This window comes from Streptomyces sp. NPDC054834, from assembly GCF_053611185.1.
Genome location: NZ_JBSGZV010000014.1, coordinates 12765 through 28744, shown reverse-complemented (window position 1 = coordinate 28744; position 15980 = coordinate 12765). Strand labels below are relative to the sequence as shown.

Below are 15980 nucleotides of genomic sequence, written 5' to 3'. Positions count from 1 at the left end.
GCGGACTCAGCGCCGCAGGGAGTCGAGGAGTGAGAAGTCGTAGACGTATCCGTGCGGATCGGCCAGTGCCTGGTCGAGCAGGGTGACCAGCTGTGCGGCGATCGTCGCGGCCCGGTCGGCGTCCAGGGCGTCCGCCGCGTATACCAGCCGGGTCGGCATCGGCGGTGCCGGGGTGAGGACTTCGAGCTTCAGCAGATAGTGGGTGCGCGGGCTCGGCTGCTCGACGACCTCGACCCGGTGGCCGAGGTGCCGCGCGTGCCACGGCGGTGTGTTCTGCACGACGAGGAGCGCCTGGAGCAGCGGGGACCGGCCGGGGCCGCGGTCGGCGTCGGCCAGGGGCATCCGCTCGATGGGCAGCCGCCCGTGGGCCTGCGCGGCGGTCGCGGCGGCACCGGCCCGGGCCACCAGCTCCGTGAAGGTCTGGTCCTCGTCCAGTTCCAGGCGCAGCGGCAGGGTGTTGATGAAGCAGCCGATGAGGGGTTCGACGTCGACACTGGTCCGGCCCGCCACGGGTGCGGCGACGATGACGTCCTCCTGCTGGGCGAGCCTGCCCAGCAGCAGCGCGTACCCGGCGAGGAGCACGGTGAAGACCGTGACCTCGTGCCGGGCGCAGAACGCGCGGAGCCGTTCGGTGAACCCGTCGGGCCACACCACCTCGGTGACGCCCGCCGCGACGCTCAGCTCCGGGGGTCGGCCGCGAGTCCCGGCCGGGCGCGGGGGCGGCGGCGGGTCCCGCAGCACCTCGCCCCAGTACGCCACGTCCTCCTCGCGCTCCGGCAGTCCCGCCTCCCACGCCGCGTAGTCCTGGTACTGCACCGGCAGCGCGGGCAGTGCGTCGCCGCCCTCGGCCCACAGGCGGACGAAGTCGTGCGCGAGCACCGACCAGGACCAGCCGTCGGTGACGATGTGGTGCAGGCCGAGGGCCAGGAAGTGGTCGTCGTCGGCGAACGACAGCAGCCGGGCGCGTACGAGGGGTCCGCCCGCGAGGTCGAACGGCGCGGCGCCGATCTCGGCGCAGGCCGCCAGCGCCGCCCGGTCCCGCTCGGGTGCGCTCAGTCCCCGGCACTCCTGAAGCGGCACCTCGATCCGGGGGGCGTCCCCGGTCACCGGGACCGGCCGGCCGTCGAAGTCGGGGAAGGTGGTGCGCAGTACCTCGTGACGGAGGGTCAGTTGCGTCAGGACACGGGTCACACCGGCCCGGTCGATCGGTCCGGTCAGCCGCAGCCCGCCGTGGATGTTCATCGCCACGTCCCGGGGATCGGCCCGGTGCAGAAGCCACATCCGGCGCTGCGCGGACGACAGCGGCAGCCGGCCGGTCCGGGGCACAGGCCGTACCCGGGCGGATTCGTGCCTGCCGGACGCGAGCGCCTTGTCGACCATCTGCACCAGACCGTCGACGTGCGGGGTCTCCAGGAAGTCCGCCGTGGTCAGGTCGATGTCGAGTTCCCGGCACACGGCGGCCACCAGCTGGCCGGCGAGCAGCGAATCCCCGCCTGCCACATGGAAGTTGGGCTGCTGCCGCGGGTCGCGGCCCACCAGCTCCCGCCAGACCCGGTGCACCTGGGCGACCGTGCGGGCCGACTCCGGATCGCCGGTGGACGAAGAGGTTTCCGGCTCCTCCGGCACGTCGGGCTCCTCCCCCGGCGGCGGCCACGGCAGCTTCGCACGGTCCACCTTGCCGTGCCGGCTCAGGGGAAGCTCCTCCAGCGGAATCAGCACACCGGGCACGTAGGCCGCGGGCAGCGTCCGCAGCAGCCGTTCCCGGACGTCCGCCGGCCCCCCTGCGCCGAACCGTCCGGTCACCCAGCCGACGAGCACCGGCCTGCCGGTGGGCCAGGTGCGCAGGTCCACCACGGCCTGTTCGACGTCCTCGAGCGCCTCCAGGGCGGCCTCCACCTCGCCCGCCTCGATGCGCACGCCACCCAGTTTGACCTGGTTGTCGATCCGCCCGTGGTAGTCGATGACACCGTCGGCGCGCTGCGAGGCCAGGTCTCCGGTGCGGTAGAGCCGGGCGCCCGGCTCGGTGGCGTACGGATCCGGTACGAAGCGGGTCCGCTGCTCCTCGGGCCGGTTGAGGTAGCCGCGGGCGATGACCGGCCCGCCGATGCACAGCTCACCCACCTCCCCCTGTGGAACGCGGCGCAGTTCCGTGTCGAGGACGTACAGCCGGGCTCCGTCGATGGCCCGTCCGATGGGCACCCGGTCCGGGTCCTCGCCCCGGGCGCACTGCCAGTGCGTCACGTCGATGGCGGCTTCGGTGGGGCCGTAGAGGTTGTGCAGTTCGGTGGTGGACAGAACTTCGAAGAAACGGTCCCGCACCCGTGGCTTGAGCTCCTCGCCGCTGACCAGCACCCGCCGCAGCGACGCGGCCCTGTGGTTGGGCAGTTCCTTGAGGAACTCCTCCAGCATGCTCGGCACGAAGTGCGTGACCGTCACCTGGTACCGGTGGATCGTGTCCAGCAGATAGCGCGGGTCGCGATGGCCCCCCGGCCGGGCGAACACCAGCCGCGCGCCGGTGATCAGCGGCCAGAACAGCTCCCACACCGACACGTCGAAGGTGTACGGCGTCTTCTGGAGGACGGTGTCGCCCGGTCCGATCGGCAGCGTCCGCTGCATCCACGCCAGCCGGTTGACGATGGCCGCGTGCTCGGTCAGCACACCCTTGGGCAGGCCGGTGGAGCCCGAGGTGTAGATGACGTACGCCAGGTCGTCGCCCGTGGCCGCCACCGGCTCGGGCCCACCGGGACCGGTGGCGCCGTCCGACGGCTCGCCCGGGTCGAGAACGGGCACCCCCCACGGCGGGGCGCCCGCCGCCGGCTCGGGTGTCGTGAGGACCGCGACCGCGGCCGAGTCCTCGACGAGCAGCCGCAGCCGGTCCGGTGGGTCTTCCGGCGCGAGGGGCAGATAGGCGGCACCCGATTTGATGACGCCGACAACCGCCACGGCCAGGGCGGCCGATCGCTGGAGGGCCAGGGCGACCACCCGGTCGGGTCCCGCGCCGAGCGCCCGCAACCGCGCGGCGAGGGCCTCCGAGCGCTGCGCGAGCTGCCCGTACGTCAGCGTCTCACCGTCGCTGACGACGGCCACCGCGTCCGGTGTCCGGGCGCACTGCCGGTCCACCAGGTCCATCAGGGTCGATGTGCTCACGTACATGGTCACTCCGCTGTCGTCTCGTGCGGGCCGGCAGGAGGGCGGGGCAGTCGGCTCAGGACGTCCGGTATCCCAGGCGGGCCGCCTGGTCGAGTTCGCCGATCAGATCGCGGTGCCGGGCGTCGTCGGCGGCGAGGTCAGGTTCCACGTGGTCCACCACGAGCCGGATCCGCGACGTGAGGTCCCGGGCGAGTGAGAGGGCCTCCTGAGCCGTGTCGGCCCGGGTCACGACGTACCCGGCCCGGTCCAGGGACCAGCGCAGTCGGGGAACGCTGGTGCCGACGGGGAAGTTGACGTGCAGTTCGAGGACCTGGGGGTGGGCCCGCGCCTCCTCGGCTCCCAGCACCTCGCGCACCACGCCCCGTTCGGCGGTGAAGAAGCACACGGCGGTGCCGCACCGGGCCTCGGGCGCGGCGGGCAGCGCCTCGGCGGCACCGGCGGCCCAGGCCAGACCCAGCTCCTCCAGGTCGATGTCGTACACGGCGTCCGCCATGGTGTTCAGCCGGTCGCCGCCACGCCGGTTGTGCCCCTCGACGATCTTCGGTCCGGCGCTGGTGAGCTTCACCTCGACGTGCGAGAGCCCTTCGGTCAGACCGACACAGTCCAGGAACCCGGCGACCAACTCGTAGACGGACCGGCTCTGTTCGGCATCGAGGGCGGCCGGCAGCGAATGGCCGAGTTCGATGAAACCGGGGCCGGTGATCTTGTCACAGACGGCCAGCATGACGTAGCGCCCGTGGAAGCTGATGCCGTCCACGCTGATCTCGTGGCCGTCGAGGAACTCCTCCATCAGGAACAGGTCGAGCCCGACCTCCCGCAACCGCTCCGCCACGGAGGGGACCTCGTGCGCGGAATCCACCCGGAAGACGCCGAGGCTCGCCGAACCCGCCACCGGCTTGGCGATGAACGGATAGCCGTGCTCGGCCCCGAATGCCGTCAGATCCTCCTCGCCCCGGCCGAGCGCCGCCGCGACGGTGCCGACCCCGGCCTCGCGCAGGTGCTCGCGCATCGCCCACTTGTCCGTCAGCAGCTTCACGGTCTCGTACGACGAACCGGGCAGGCCGAGCGCGTCGACCAGGTGCGCGGCCGGCAGGAGGGCCTCCTCATAAACGGTGAACACACCGTCCAGCGGCCGCGCGGCGTGCAGCGCCCGCACGGACTCGACCAGCAGATCCCGGTCGTGGTAGTCCAGCGCCAGCGTAGTCACCCCGTCGGTGAGCTCGGCCGGCAGTTTGCGGAACTCCTCCGGTGTCTGCACCGACAGGACCTCCAGGCCCAGCGCGGCGGCGCGCCGCAGCAGCGGCTCCTTGGCCGCGATCAGGCATACTCGCTTCTTCGTCGACACGATGTCATCTCCCACTCGTCGAATAGCCCCCGTCGGGAGCCGCCGCGGCCAGGCAGCCCCTGAGCCGGTCCAGCAACTCATCCTCGAGGACGCCCAGCCTGCGCAGCTCCCGCGCCATCCCCCGCTGCGGCGGCCGGCCGAGCCGCACCCGGAGCGCGTTGTAGCGGACCGCACGGACCACTCCCGTCCAGCGCGGCAGTACCTGCGCCTCCACCCAGTCCCCGAGCCCGGCCGCCGCGGGGCCCAGCACAGCGGTGGCCTCGTCGCGCAGCACCTCGCGGAACAGTGCACGCCCGCGCGCCGCCACCCACAGGTCGCTCTGCACGGCGAGGACTTCCGGACTCCGCCCGGCCTCCTCCAGCAGATCCGCGAGCGCGGCCGTCGCGGCCCCGGCGGTCAGCCATCCGGACTCGGCGAGACCCGGTGCCACGGCGGTACGGTGCAGCATCCGGCTCAGCGTCACGTCCGCTCGGCTTTCCACGCGAGGTCCGGCCGCCGGGGCCGGCTCCAACCACTGGTAGGGCAGGTCCACCCGCCCGGCCGGCCCGGGATCGCCGGTGCCCAGGGCCAGGCGCTCCCTCGCGCGGTGCGCCGGTTCCGGCGGCGCGGGACAGGCGGCGAGGGGGCCGAGATCGCGCGCGTCGGCCGTAGCCAGGTACGGGCCGAAGTCACCCTGGTCGTCGCTCCAGGTGAACACATCGTCGATCTCCAGCCGCTCGGCGCGGCAGGTGACGGCGAACCAGTGCGGTGCCGGTGCGGCCCCGGCCAGCCACGGCAGCCGGTCGGTGGAGCCGGTCACGATCACGGCTCCGTCCCGGCGGGCGGCCGCCTCGATGGCGCGGCCCGCCTCCTCCGCGTCCGCCGCGCCCCGCCGCACCAGCGGCAGCGTGAACGTGTCGCCGTCGCCGGTGAGCGGCGTGTGCTGGTGCACGACCTCGCACCGGGTGCCCTCGCGGCGCACCGCGAGGAACAACTGCCCGCCGAGCACCGCCCGGTGGGAGAGGCCGCGGGTCTCCATCAGCACGGCGACCGCGGCCGTGTAGCAGGACAGCAGGTCACCACGGACCGCCGTGCGCGTGCCGGCTGCTCTAGTCATCGCCGCCTCCGCGGGGCAGCGAGTCCAGGCCGGTGCCGGGGAAGGACCGCGCGGTGCGGTCCATCACCGCGAGGCGGCCGCTCGCGCCCGCGAGCCGGTCGTTGCCGTACATCAGCGGGGCCGCCCGCAGGTCCCGGAAGAGCAGCTCCAGGTCGGTGCCGCCGTCGCGCCGGTAGCCCCACGCCAGGCCGGCCAGCCCGAGGAGGGCGTCGACGGCGGCGTACGTCTCCTGCGAGACGGTCATCTTGACGTTGTTGACCAGGATCTGGAAGGCGGGCGAGTCGAGGCGGGCGCCGTCCCGGTCCGGTCCCGCGGTCAGCCGGCGGTGCTCGCCGAGCGCGGCGAGGACGAGCGCCTCGGCACTGTCGATCCGGGCACGTGCCCGGGCCAGCGCGTGGTAGGCGGAGTCGGTGCGCGTGAGCGTTCCGGCCCGCAGCAGCTCGACCACCTGGCGCAGCGCCCGGCGGGCGGCACCGATCCAGCAGGCGGCCCAGCCGAGATGGCCGATCGGGGCCAGGGTGCGCATCGTGACGCGGGTGAACCCTCCCGCGGGGTCGATGAGCTGACCGGCCGGCACCCGGCCCTCGAACTCCATCGCCACGTTCCCGGCGGCCCGCATCCCCAGCAGGTCCAGCGGCCCCAGCACGGTGGCGCCGCACTGGCTCCGGTCGGCGTAGACGAGCAGCACGTCGTCCGGGGCGGCGTCGGGGGCGCGGCGCAGGGACAGCAGGAATGCGTCGGCGTGCGCACCGCCGCTGACCACCGGGGCGGCACGCCGGAAGGCGACGGTGTCACCGTCCGCGCGGGCGGCGGCGTGCGCGGTGAGCACATGACCGCCCTTGCGGGGCTCGGTGGTCACCGACCCCAGCAGCAGCTGCCGCTCGGCGACCTCCCGCAGGACCCGGCCGCGCAGCGGCTCCGGGGCGTGGTCGCGCAGGATGGCGACCTGCTGGCAGTGCATGACCCAGAGCACACCGGCCCCCGGGCAGACGCCGCCGATCCGGTGGGCGAGCGCCACCAGTTCGGTCAGGTCCCCGCCCCACCCGCCCAGCTCTTCCGGCACTTGGTGGCCCAGCAGCCGGTGCGTGCGCAGCAGCGACACCACCCGGCCTTCCGGGTCGCCGTCGGCGTCGACCTCGCGTGCGAGGTCGGCGAGTTCCTTCTCCACCGCGTCCAGGTCAGCGGGCGTCACAACCGGGCACCCGCGCCGAGCAGCGGCTCGACGGCCGACCACAGGCTCGCCTCGGTGGCGAAGTTCTCGTCGGTGAAACGGTCGTCGGGAAACGCGAAGCCGAACCGGTCCTCCAGATCGAGCACCAGGTCCACGGCCCGCATCGAGTTGAGGCCGAGGGTGCGCAGCCGGATCTCGGGGTCGAGGCTCTCCGCCTCGCACGTGAGATAGGCCAGCAGGACGTCACGGAAAGCCTGTCGGGCGGCGCTCATGGTTGCCTCCTGAGGTGGATGTCGTGGTGGCTCAGCCGCAGAGCGGTGGCGGCGCGGACGCGGCCGGCGTCGAGGAAGACCTCGGCCGGCGGGCGGCGGCCGAGGAAGGCGAGCAGGCTCGCGGTCATCCCGTACGCCCCGCAGTTCGGGATGCTCAGCAGATCGCCGGGACGCACGTCCGGCAGCGGGAGGCGGGCGTTGAGGACGTCGAGGGTGGTGCACAGGGGGCCGGTCAGGACGGCTTCGTCGACGGGTTCGGCGGACCCCGTGGCGAGTGTCACCGCGGCCGCCGCCATCGGCGGGATGCGCCGCAGCCCGGCCATGCCGCCGAGCGCGTTGATGCCGCCGTCGGCGACCACGATGCGGCGGCCCTTGCTGACCTTCACGTCCTGGACGCGGACGACGAACCGTCCCGCGGCGCCGACCAGATAACGGCCGGACTCGAAGGCGAGCTCCAGGGGCCGCTCCGCGAGCGGGTCGAGCCGGTCCTTGACCAGTTCCCGCAGCGCCGGCCGGAGCGCGCCGAAGCCGGGACGGGCGCCGGGCGTGAGGTACGGGTGGCCGAATCCGCCGCCCAGGTCCACCATGCGCAGGTCGATGCGGAGGGATTCCTGCGCCCGGACCACGGCGTCGGCCGCAGCGGCGAACCAGTGCGCCAGCTGGTCGGGTTCCTGGACGTTGCTGCCCGTGTAGACGTGGTACCCCACCAGGTCCACGCCCTCGGCACGGAACGCGCCGGGAGAGCTCCGGACCCAGGAGACATCGCTGCCGAACTGCGTGGGGGCCCCGCCCATGGCCAGGCCCGCGCCCGCCGGATACGTTTCCGGGTTGAGCCGTAACAGGGCCTCGGCCCGGGTGCCCGCGGCGCGGGCGGCCGCGCCCAGGCGGGCCAGGTCGACCGGGGACTCGACCGAGAAGCGGCGCACGCCGTGCTCCAGGGCGTGCCGCAGCTCGGCCGTGGTCTTCCCGGGGCCGGTGCACAGCACGGCGCCACCGGGCAGGCCGGCCGCCCGCGCCGCGTCGAGCTCCGACTCCGAGCAGACCTCGGCCCGGCAGCCCGCGGCGGTGAGCTCCCGTACCAGCTCGGGGTGCGGGTTGGCCTTGAGCGAGTAGTAGAGCCCGGCCTCTTCGGGCAGCGCCTGACGCAACGCGGCGTGTGCCGCACGCAGTTCGGACAGCTCGTACACGTACAGGGGCGTGCCGTAGCGTTCCGCGAGTTCGGCGAGCGGCCCGGGATCCGTCATGCCGTGCCCCCGGTCAGCAGGGCCTCCAGGGCCGCGGTGTCGGTCTTGCCGTTGCGCTTGAGCGGGAGGGCGGCCAGCGTCCGGATGTCGTCGGGGACCTTGAACCACTCGATGCGTTCGGTCAGTTCACGCCGGATCTCCTCGATGGGGCGGCTGCTCACCACGGCGAGCCGCGCGGGACGGTCCTCGCGCCCGGGAAGACAGTGCGCCTTCTCCACGCCCGGCACGTCCTCCGCCGCCAGGGCGATCTCGGCCGCGCTGACCCGGAAACCGTTCTCCTTGTACACGTCGTCGTCGCGCCCGCTCACGTACACGTAGCCGTCGGCGTCGACGCGGCCGCGGTCGCCGGTGAAGAGCATGGTCTCCTGGGCCGGTCCGACCCGCCGGAACCGCTGCGCGGTGAGCTCCGGATCGCGCCAGTAACCACGGGTCAGATGAGGCCCGCGCGCCACCAGTTCGCCCTCCTCGCCCGGTGGCAGGACCCGCTGGGTGCGCGGGCACAGGACGAGGACCTCGGTGTCGTCGAGCGGGCGGCCCACCGACGTGGGCCGCTCCTGCCATTCCTCGGGCAGCAGGATGGAGACCCGCTTGCACTCGGTGAGCCCGTACATCGCGACGACGTCGATCCCGGGGAACGCCGCCCCCACCCTGGCCGCCAGCTGGGGCGACAGGGCCGCACCCGTGTTGGTGAGCATGCGCAGGGGCGGCCGCCGGGACTGCCGCTCGGCCAGCCTGCACAAGGACCAGGTGAGTCCGGGCACCGAGGGCAGCACGGTCACCTCGTGGCGCAGCAGGAAACGCGCGAGGCCCGGTCCGGCGTCCACACCGTGGCCGAGAGCGACCGCGGCACCCGAATACAGGCCGAGATAGAGCTGGTAGAGGCCGTAGTCGAAGGTCAGCGGAAGCACACAGCCGATCACGTCGTCGGGCGTGAGGCGCAGCCGGCGGGCGATGGCCCGGACGCAGAACAGCACGTTGGCGTGCGTGCTGACCACACCTTTGGGCCGGCCCGTGGACCCCGACGTGTACAGGATGCTCACGGGGTCGGACGGGATCGGGGCGGCCGGGGGGACCCGCGGATGTGGCGGGCCGCCGGGAAGGGAGAAGGGCCGCAGCTGCCGCACCGGCAGCTTCTCGGCGCGTGCCGCGGCGGCGAGCGAGGAGGACTCGTCGGCGATCACGCAGGAGGGTGCGGCATCGGTGAGGAGATGCGTCGCGGCGTAGCCGGGCAGTTCCGGTTCCGCCAGGACGTGCACGGCTCCGGTGGCGGCCGTCGCGAGCAGCAGCGCGAGGACGCTCGCCGGGTCCTCGACCGCGACGACCACCCGCTCGCCGCGTGCGATCCCGGCCCGCCGTAGTTCGCCGGCGGCGGCGTCCGCGGCGTCCCGCAGCTCGGCGAACGTGACGGTGCGGTGCGCGGAGACCACGGCGGTGCGGTCCGGCCAGCGGGTGGCGGCACGGGTCGCGAGATCACTCAGCAGACGCAGCGAATTCTCCTCGCCCGCACTGAATTCCAACCGTTCCGCAGATGATTCCGACAAGCGGTCAGCCATGGAAACGGACCGCCTTGCGTCGCTCGTGACGGAATCCCCCGGAACGCATTGATGGAACTTGCGGAATCGGGCTCATGAGTCCTCATCCAACGGCTGGGCCCGGTACTCGGTCAATGTCGTCCGCCGCCCTCTCGAGCGTCCCTTCAGCGCGCCACGAGCGAACGCCGGACGCCGGTGTGCTGGGACAGCGCGAACCAGTGGGAAAATCGGCATCTCGAGAGACGATGGAGAAGAGCTCGACCGGCCCCACCAGTCCGCCGATTCAGTGTTACGTTTCCTGCGTCCCCGAGTGCGTTTTCATGGGCCAACCATGCCCCCTGCATGGGGTGCTACGGCCGTGTGGCACTCACGTCATCGACCATGGGGGAACGGTTTATCCAATGTGCGGTCTATGCGGTTTCATCAGCGCGAAGGCGATTCAAGCCGAGGCCCCTGAACTCGGTTCCATGCAGAGCGCCATCCGTCATCGCGGCCCTGATTTCTTCGGCTCCCATGTGGAGGAACACGTCGCTTTCGGCTTCGCCCGGCTGGCCATCAACGACCCGGCCGGCGGCCAGCAGCCGATGTACAGCGAGGACGGCAACGTGGTCGCCATGACCACCGGGGAGATCTACAACCACCGTGACCTCAGGCGGCAACTGACGGCGCGGGGCCATGTCTTCAAGACCGCGTGCGACACCGAGGTCGTCCCCCACCTCTACGAGGAGTACGGCAGCGACTTCGTCCGCAAGCTGGACGGACAGTTCGCCCTCGTGCTCTACGACCGCCGCGAGCGCCTCTTCCTCGGCGCCCGGGACCACTTCGGGGTCACCCCGCTGTTCTACACCAGCACCGGCGACACCCTCGTGTTCGCCTCCGAGATCAAGGCCATCCTCCAGCACCCGGCAGTGGAACGGGAGGTGGATCCCGTAGGCCTGGACCAGGTCCTCACCCTGCCCGGCCTGGTCAGCCCGCGCACCATGTTCCGGGGCGTCCGCAGCGTCCCACCGGGCACCACCGTGCTGTGCCGGGTCGGCGAACAGCCACGGGAACAGCGGTACTGGGACCTCGTCTATCCCCGCGCCGACGAGCCCGCGGACCGCCATGGCGAGCGCTACTACGCCGAACGCCTGGAGGAACTTCTCGTCAGGTCCGTCGAGAAACGCCTGCTCTCCGACGTGGGCGTGGGCCTGTACCTGAGCGGCGGACTCGACTCGTCGCTGGTCGGTGCCATCATGCGGCGGCTGATGCCGGACGCCGACATCCCGTCGTTCTCCGCGGCCTTCCCCGAGCGGGAGCTGTCCGAGGCCGACCACCAGCGCACGATGAGTCGTGCCCTGCGCACCGAGCACCACGAACGGTTCATCCACGGCGACGAGATCAGCGAGCGGCTCCCCCAGGTGATCCGGCACACCGAGTGCCCCCTGAAGGAGTCCTTCGACGCCGCCGCCATGGCGCTGTCGGAGACCGTCCACGACAACGGCGTCAAGGTGGTGCTGACCGGGCAGGGAGCCGACGAGTTCTTCGGCGGCTACATCGGCTACCGCTTCGACCAGGTCCGCGGCGGCCGGGTGACCGGCTTCGGACAGGACGAGTTGCGCGAGGCCGAGCTGCGGGCCCGGGTATGGGGGGACGAGAACTTCTTCTACGAGGGGGACGACGTCGCCTTCCGCGCCACCAAGCGCGGCCTGTACGCGCACGGCCTGCTGGAGGACTTCCCGGACATCGACTGCCTGGACCACCCGCTGCTCGACCGGGAACGCCTGGTGGGACTGCACCCGCTGCACCGCCGCTCCTACATCGACCTCAAGGTGCGGCTCGCCGACCACCTCCTGGGCGACCACGGCGACCGGATGGCCTTCGCCAACTCCGTGGAGAGCCGGCACCCGTTCCTCGACCGCGAGCTCGTGGAGTTCCTGGCCACCGTGCCGCCCGACCTCAAAGTGCGGGGTCTGGAGGAGAAGTACCTGCTCAAGGAGGTCGCCCGCGACTGGATCCCGGCATCGATCGTGGACCGCGAGAAGTTCGGCTTCACCGCCCCGGGAAGCCCGTACCTCCTGCGTCAGCAGGACGAACTCGTCGAGTCGCTCCTCGACCCCGACCGGATCAAGTCGGACGGCTACTTCGACCCGGCCTCCGTCGCGCGACTCATCGAGGAGTACTCCCGGCCCGGATTCCGGATCAACGTCCCCTTCGAAAGAGACCTGTTGATGACTGTGATCACGTTCAACCTGCTGCTCGACGAGTACGACCTGCCGCGGCGGGGCCGGTGATGGGGGCCCGGAAGGACGGCCCGGTCGTCGTCGGCGTCTCGGCGCACTTCCACGACTCCGCCGTCGCCGTGCTCGTCGGCGGCGAACTGGTCAACGCGGCGCACGAGGAGCGCTACACCCGCGTCAAGCAGGACCCCGGCATCCCGTACCGGGCACTGCGGCACTGCCTGGACGAGGCCGGGCTCTCCATCTCGGACGTCGACTGCGTGGCGTACTACGAGGACCCGGTCAAGAAGCTCGACCGGCAGCTGTGGATGGGGCTGCCGAAGGTGCCCGACACCCGTCCGGAGGCGTTCTTCCGGTTCGACGCCGACCGGCCCCGCCGTGACATCCGGGAGGTCCTCGGTTTCGACGGCCGCCTGGAGACAGTCGAGCACCATCTCTCCCACGCGGCCAGCGCGTACTACTACTCCGGCTTTCCCGACGCGGCCGTCCTGACCGTCGACGCGGTCGGCGAGTGGGCCACCACCACGTGGGGCCGCGGCGACGGCGACCGGCTCGACCTGGTCGACGAGGTCCGCTTCCCGCACTCCCTCGGCCTGCTGTACTCCACGATCACCGGGCACCTCGGATTCGAGGTCAACGAGGGCGAGTACAAGGTGATGGGCCTGGCTCCCTACGGAGAGCCCCGGTTCGCCGACCGGGTACGGCAGCTGATCACGGTCACCGACGACGGCACCTTCGCCCTCGACCTGTCCTACTTCGACTTCCGCAACCCCGACGGCATGGGCACCGAGCGGCTCACCGACCTGCTCCAGGTGCCGCCCAGGGAGCCGGAGTCGCAGATCGAGCAGATCCACTGCGACCTCGCCCGCAGCCTCCAGCTGGTCACCGAGGAGACCCTGCTCGCCCTCGCCGCCCGCGCCCGGCGCCTGGTGCCCAGCGACCGGCTGTGCATGGCCGGCGGCGTCGCGCTCAACGTGGTGGCCACGCGCCGTGTCGTCGAAGAGGGGCCGTTCAAGGAGGTCTTCGTGCAGCCGGCCGCGGGCGACGCCGGTGGCAGCCTCGGCGCGGCGGCGGTGGCCCACCAACGGATCACCGGCAGCCGGATCTCCCCGGCCCGGATGCGCTCGGCCCTGCTCAGCCCGCCGGTTCCCGCCGCCGAGGTGGCCCGGACACTGGAGGCGGCGGGCCCGCGCGGCTTCCTGGACTTCCGCGGCCGCGAGCCCGAACTCCTCGACGCCGTCGCCGAGCGGCTCGCCGCGGGGAAGGTCATCGGGTGGTACCACGGCCGGATGGAGTTCGGGCCACGGGCGCTCGGCGGACGCTCCATCCTCGCCGACCCACGCGGCTCCGACATGCGGGACCGCATCAACGCCTCCGTCAAGATGCGCGAGGCCTTCCGGCCCTTCGCGCCCGCCGTGCTCGCCGAGAAGGCGGCCGAGCACTTCCGGCTCGACCACCCCTCGCCGTTCATGCTGGAGACGTGCGAGGTGATCTCGCCCCTGGACCTGCCGGCCATCACCCACGTGGACCGCTCCGCCCGGGTGCAGACGGTCACCGCGGCCGACAACGGACGCTTCTACCGCCTCATCAAGGCGTTCGAGGCACGGACCGACTGCCCCATCGTCCTGAACACCTCGTTCAACCTGCGCGGCGAGCCGATCGTCTGCACCCCGCAGGACGCGCTGCTGTGCTTCCTGCGCTCGGCCATCGACTGCCTGGTGCTCGAGGACTTCGTGATCGACCGGGAGAACCTGCCCGCCGCCTGGCGCACCTGGTTCGAAGGAACCCGCCCGCCGCGCGCGTCGGCGGTCAGCGACTCCGTCTACACCCTCCTCTAGGCGAAGGCAGTCCCATGAGCACTCATGACCTGAACCGCGTCTACACCCGGCGCCTGAGCGAGCTGCTGTCGGGCGAGAACGGCACCCTGGCCCTGGCACTGCTCCAGAAACTCGGCGCGGCCGGCCCCACCGCCCGGCCCGCACCCACGCCGGCGCCCCCCGCGGACCCGGACACCGTCGGTGTGTGGCGCCGCGAGGGGCAGGAGTACGTCCGCGACGCCGCCCGGCGCGACGAGTGGCGGTACTGGGCAGACCTGGACCGGCTGCCGCTCACCCCCGGCCACCGCCGGACCGTGGTCCTCGGCGAGTCCGCAGCGCGCGGCTACTTCTACGACCCGGCCTTCAGCTTCGCCAGTGTCCTGGGCGAGATGCTCGGCTCGGTCACGGGGCTCGCCGACGTCGATGTGCTGGACCTGGCCCGCACCAACGCGAACTTCGGCGATCTGGAGCGGATCCTCCTGGAATCGGCCGGCCTGCGGCCCGACGCCCTGGTCGTGTACGCGGGCAACAACTGGAACAACATCGACCTGACCCCGGATCAGATGCAGCGGCTCGCCGAGGCCCTGCGCGAGGGCGGCTACCCGGCCGCCGGACGGCTCTTCCAGGAGTACGTCGTCGAGCGTTCGGGCCGTTTCCTCGACCTGCTCGCGGCCACCGCCGCCGGCTACGGCGCACCGGTGACCCTGGTCGTCCCCGAGTTCAACCTCGCCGACTGGGAGGACGAGCGCTCCCTGGTGTGTCCCGCCCTGCCCGGTGACGCCGGGGCGCGCTGGCTGCGGCTGCGGACCCGTACCCTCGACGCGCTCGAGGCGGGCCACCACGACGAGGCCCTGCGCCTGGCCCGGGAGCTGGCCCGGCTCGACGGCGGCACCAGCCCGGTCAGCGGCCGCCTGCTCGCCCGCGCCGCCGCCGCGTGCGGTGACGAGGCGACCCGCGAAGAGGCCCTCGTGGCGGCCAAGGACGCCGCTGTCGGCCTGTTCACCGTCCACTCCCCCCGCATCCTCGCCGTCGTACAGGACGAGATGCGCCGCAAGGCGCGGGAGCACGGCTTCCACCTCGTCGACCTGCCCCGGCTCTTCCGCGAGGCGGCCGACGGCGCCCTGCCCGGCCGGCGCTTCCATCTCGACTACTGCCACCTCTCCTTCGAGGGGCTCGCCCTGGCCGCCGCCGCTGCCGCCTCGGCCACCGCCACCCCGCTGGGCGGCACGGCACCCGCCCCGGCCGGCCTGGTCCGCGCGGCGAGCGAACCCGCCCCCGCCCAGTCGGCCGCCGCGCACCTCCTGGCCGCGGTGCACAACTCCCACTACGGCCAGCCCGCCGAACTGCTGCGCCACCACCTGGACCGGGCGCTGGAGCTCGACCCCGGCATCGCACCCCGCATCGAGGACTACCTCGACTACCAGACCCGCACCGCGCCGCACTGGATGTGCGCCAGTTACGAACGGTCCGCCGTCCTGCCGCAGTTCGCCCGCTATCTCGTGGCCGGCGACACCCGCCTGACCGGCAAGCTCGCCGACCACACGCTGCGCGAGGCCATGGTGGAGGCCCTGACCGCGGCGGGTGTGGACGTGCGGGACCGGTACGAGAAGCTGCTGATCGCCGAGCAGGCCGGCGACACGGTGGACCTCCTGGCCGACCACGCGCAGGCCACCACCTTCGGCGAACGCATGGGAGCGGCCACCGGCAGCGGGGCGGCGTACCTCCTGGCCCGCGATCTGACCAGCGAGTTCCACCTCGTCGTCGACGATCCCGCGGACACCGCGCTCACCCTCGACTGGCGGCTGCCGCGGCCCCGTACGGGCGAGGCCACCGTCACCCTCACCGTGAACGGCAAGCCCTGCGCCGAGCAAGGGCTCGGCGGCACCTGGACGAAGAGCTCGCTCACCGTGCCCGCCGCCCTGCTGCGCCGCGGCCGGAACGTGCTGAGCATCGCCTGGCCCCTGCCCGAAGCCGCCGGGGACGAGCAGATCGCCGCCGGCGCGGCGGCCCTGGAGCGCGGCGCGCTGCCGCAGAGCCTGCCGGCCCACGGGCACATCTTCGCGTTCACCGCCCGCACGTCCCCCGTAGGGGGGGCCTCCTGACATGGCAACGGCCCAGCGGTCGCAGGGCTCGG

Annotated in this window: 10 protein-coding genes; 3 read left to right on the top strand and 7 right to left on the bottom strand. The window is 72.6% G+C overall.

Translation table 11 applies throughout. The features are described 5' to 3' along the window. Positions 1-6 precede the first annotated feature (6 nt). From ACWGJM_RS20125 to ACWGJM_RS20095, 7 genes are read right to left on the bottom strand one after another with little or no spacing between them, the layout of a single operon-like run. Entirely contained in the window at positions 7-3147 is a 3141-nt protein-coding gene (locus ACWGJM_RS20125; RefSeq protein ID WP_453413035.1) for an amino acid adenylation domain-containing protein, read from the bottom strand. Between the two features lie 58 nt (positions 3148-3205). Then, on the bottom strand, positions 3206-4495 hold the full coding sequence (locus ACWGJM_RS20120) for an ATP-grasp domain-containing protein (RefSeq protein WP_453413034.1): 1290 nt from the start codon (positions 4493-4495) through the stop codon (positions 3206-3208). 4 nt (positions 4496-4499) lie between these two features. Further along, positions 4500-5591: a hypothetical protein gene (locus tag ACWGJM_RS20115; protein WP_453413033.1), complete on the bottom strand. Its 1092-nt coding sequence runs from the start codon at positions 5589-5591 to the stop codon at positions 4500-4502. Then, a complete protein-coding gene (locus ACWGJM_RS20110) occupies positions 5584-6783 on the bottom strand; it encodes an acyl-CoA dehydrogenase family protein (RefSeq protein WP_453413032.1) in 1200 nt (399 codons plus the stop codon). Before ACWGJM_RS20110 ends, ACWGJM_RS20115 begins: the two co-directional genes overlap by 8 nt. Further along, positions 6780-7034, bottom strand: a complete 255-nt coding sequence (locus ACWGJM_RS20105; protein WP_453413031.1) for an acyl carrier protein — start codon at positions 7032-7034, stop codon at positions 6780-6782. The genes ACWGJM_RS20110 and ACWGJM_RS20105 overlap by 4 nt, the downstream gene beginning before the upstream one ends. After that, on the bottom strand, positions 7031-8278 hold the full coding sequence (locus ACWGJM_RS20100) for a type III PLP-dependent enzyme (protein ID WP_453413030.1): 1248 nt from the start codon (positions 8276-8278) through the stop codon (positions 7031-7033). The genes ACWGJM_RS20105 and ACWGJM_RS20100 overlap by 4 nt, the downstream gene beginning before the upstream one ends. Beyond that, positions 8275-9831 (bottom strand): class I adenylate-forming enzyme family protein, encoded by a 1557-nt coding sequence (locus tag ACWGJM_RS20095; RefSeq protein ID WP_453413029.1) that lies wholly within the window; start codon positions 9829-9831, stop codon positions 8275-8277. The genes ACWGJM_RS20100 and ACWGJM_RS20095 overlap by 4 nt, the downstream gene beginning before the upstream one ends. A 74-nt stretch (positions 9832-9905) precedes the next feature. On the opposite strand from ACWGJM_RS20095, the gene asnB reads away from it, so the two are divergent. The 3 genes from asnB to ACWGJM_RS20080 are packed head-to-tail and all read left to right on the top strand — an operon-like array spanning position 9906 to position 15948. Continuing rightward, on the top strand, positions 9906-12083 hold the full coding sequence (gene asnB, locus ACWGJM_RS20090) for an asparagine synthase (glutamine-hydrolyzing) (RefSeq protein ID WP_453413028.1): 2178 nt from the start codon (positions 9906-9908) through the stop codon (positions 12081-12083). After that, positions 12083-13867, top strand: a complete 1785-nt coding sequence (locus ACWGJM_RS20085; RefSeq protein ID WP_453413027.1) for a carbamoyltransferase family protein — start codon at positions 12083-12085, stop codon at positions 13865-13867. Before asnB ends, ACWGJM_RS20085 begins: the two co-directional genes overlap by 1 nt. A 14-nt stretch (positions 13868-13881) precedes the next feature. After that, a complete protein-coding gene (locus tag ACWGJM_RS20080; RefSeq protein WP_453413026.1) occupies positions 13882-15948 on the top strand; it encodes an SGNH/GDSL hydrolase family protein in 2067 nt (688 codons plus the stop codon). Positions 15949-15980 lie beyond the last annotated feature (32 nt).

Coding starts and splice junctions, on each gene's coding strand:
- ACWGJM_RS20105 (WP_453413031.1), bottom strand. CDS start 7,034: ATGAGCGCCGCCCGACAGGCTTTCCGTGACGTCCTGCTGGCCTATCTC.
- ACWGJM_RS20085 (WP_453413027.1), top strand. CDS start 12,083: ATGGGGGCCCGGAAGGACGGCCCGGTCGTCGTCGGCGTCTCGGCGCAC.
- ACWGJM_RS20100 (WP_453413030.1), bottom strand. CDS start 8,278: ATGACGGATCCCGGGCCGCTCGCCGAACTCGCGGAACGCTACGGCACG.
- asnB (WP_453413028.1), top strand. CDS start 9,906: ATGAGTCCTCATCCAACGGCTGGGCCCGGTACTCGGTCAATGTCGTCC.
- ACWGJM_RS20080 (WP_453413026.1), top strand. CDS start 13,882: ATGAGCACTCATGACCTGAACCGCGTCTACACCCGGCGCCTGAGCGAG.
- ACWGJM_RS20115 (WP_453413033.1), bottom strand. CDS start 5,591: ATGACTAGAGCAGCCGGCACGCGCACGGCGGTCCGTGGTGACCTGCTG.
- ACWGJM_RS20095 (WP_453413029.1), bottom strand. CDS start 9,831: ATGGCTGACCGCTTGTCGGAATCATCTGCGGAACGGTTGGAATTCAGT.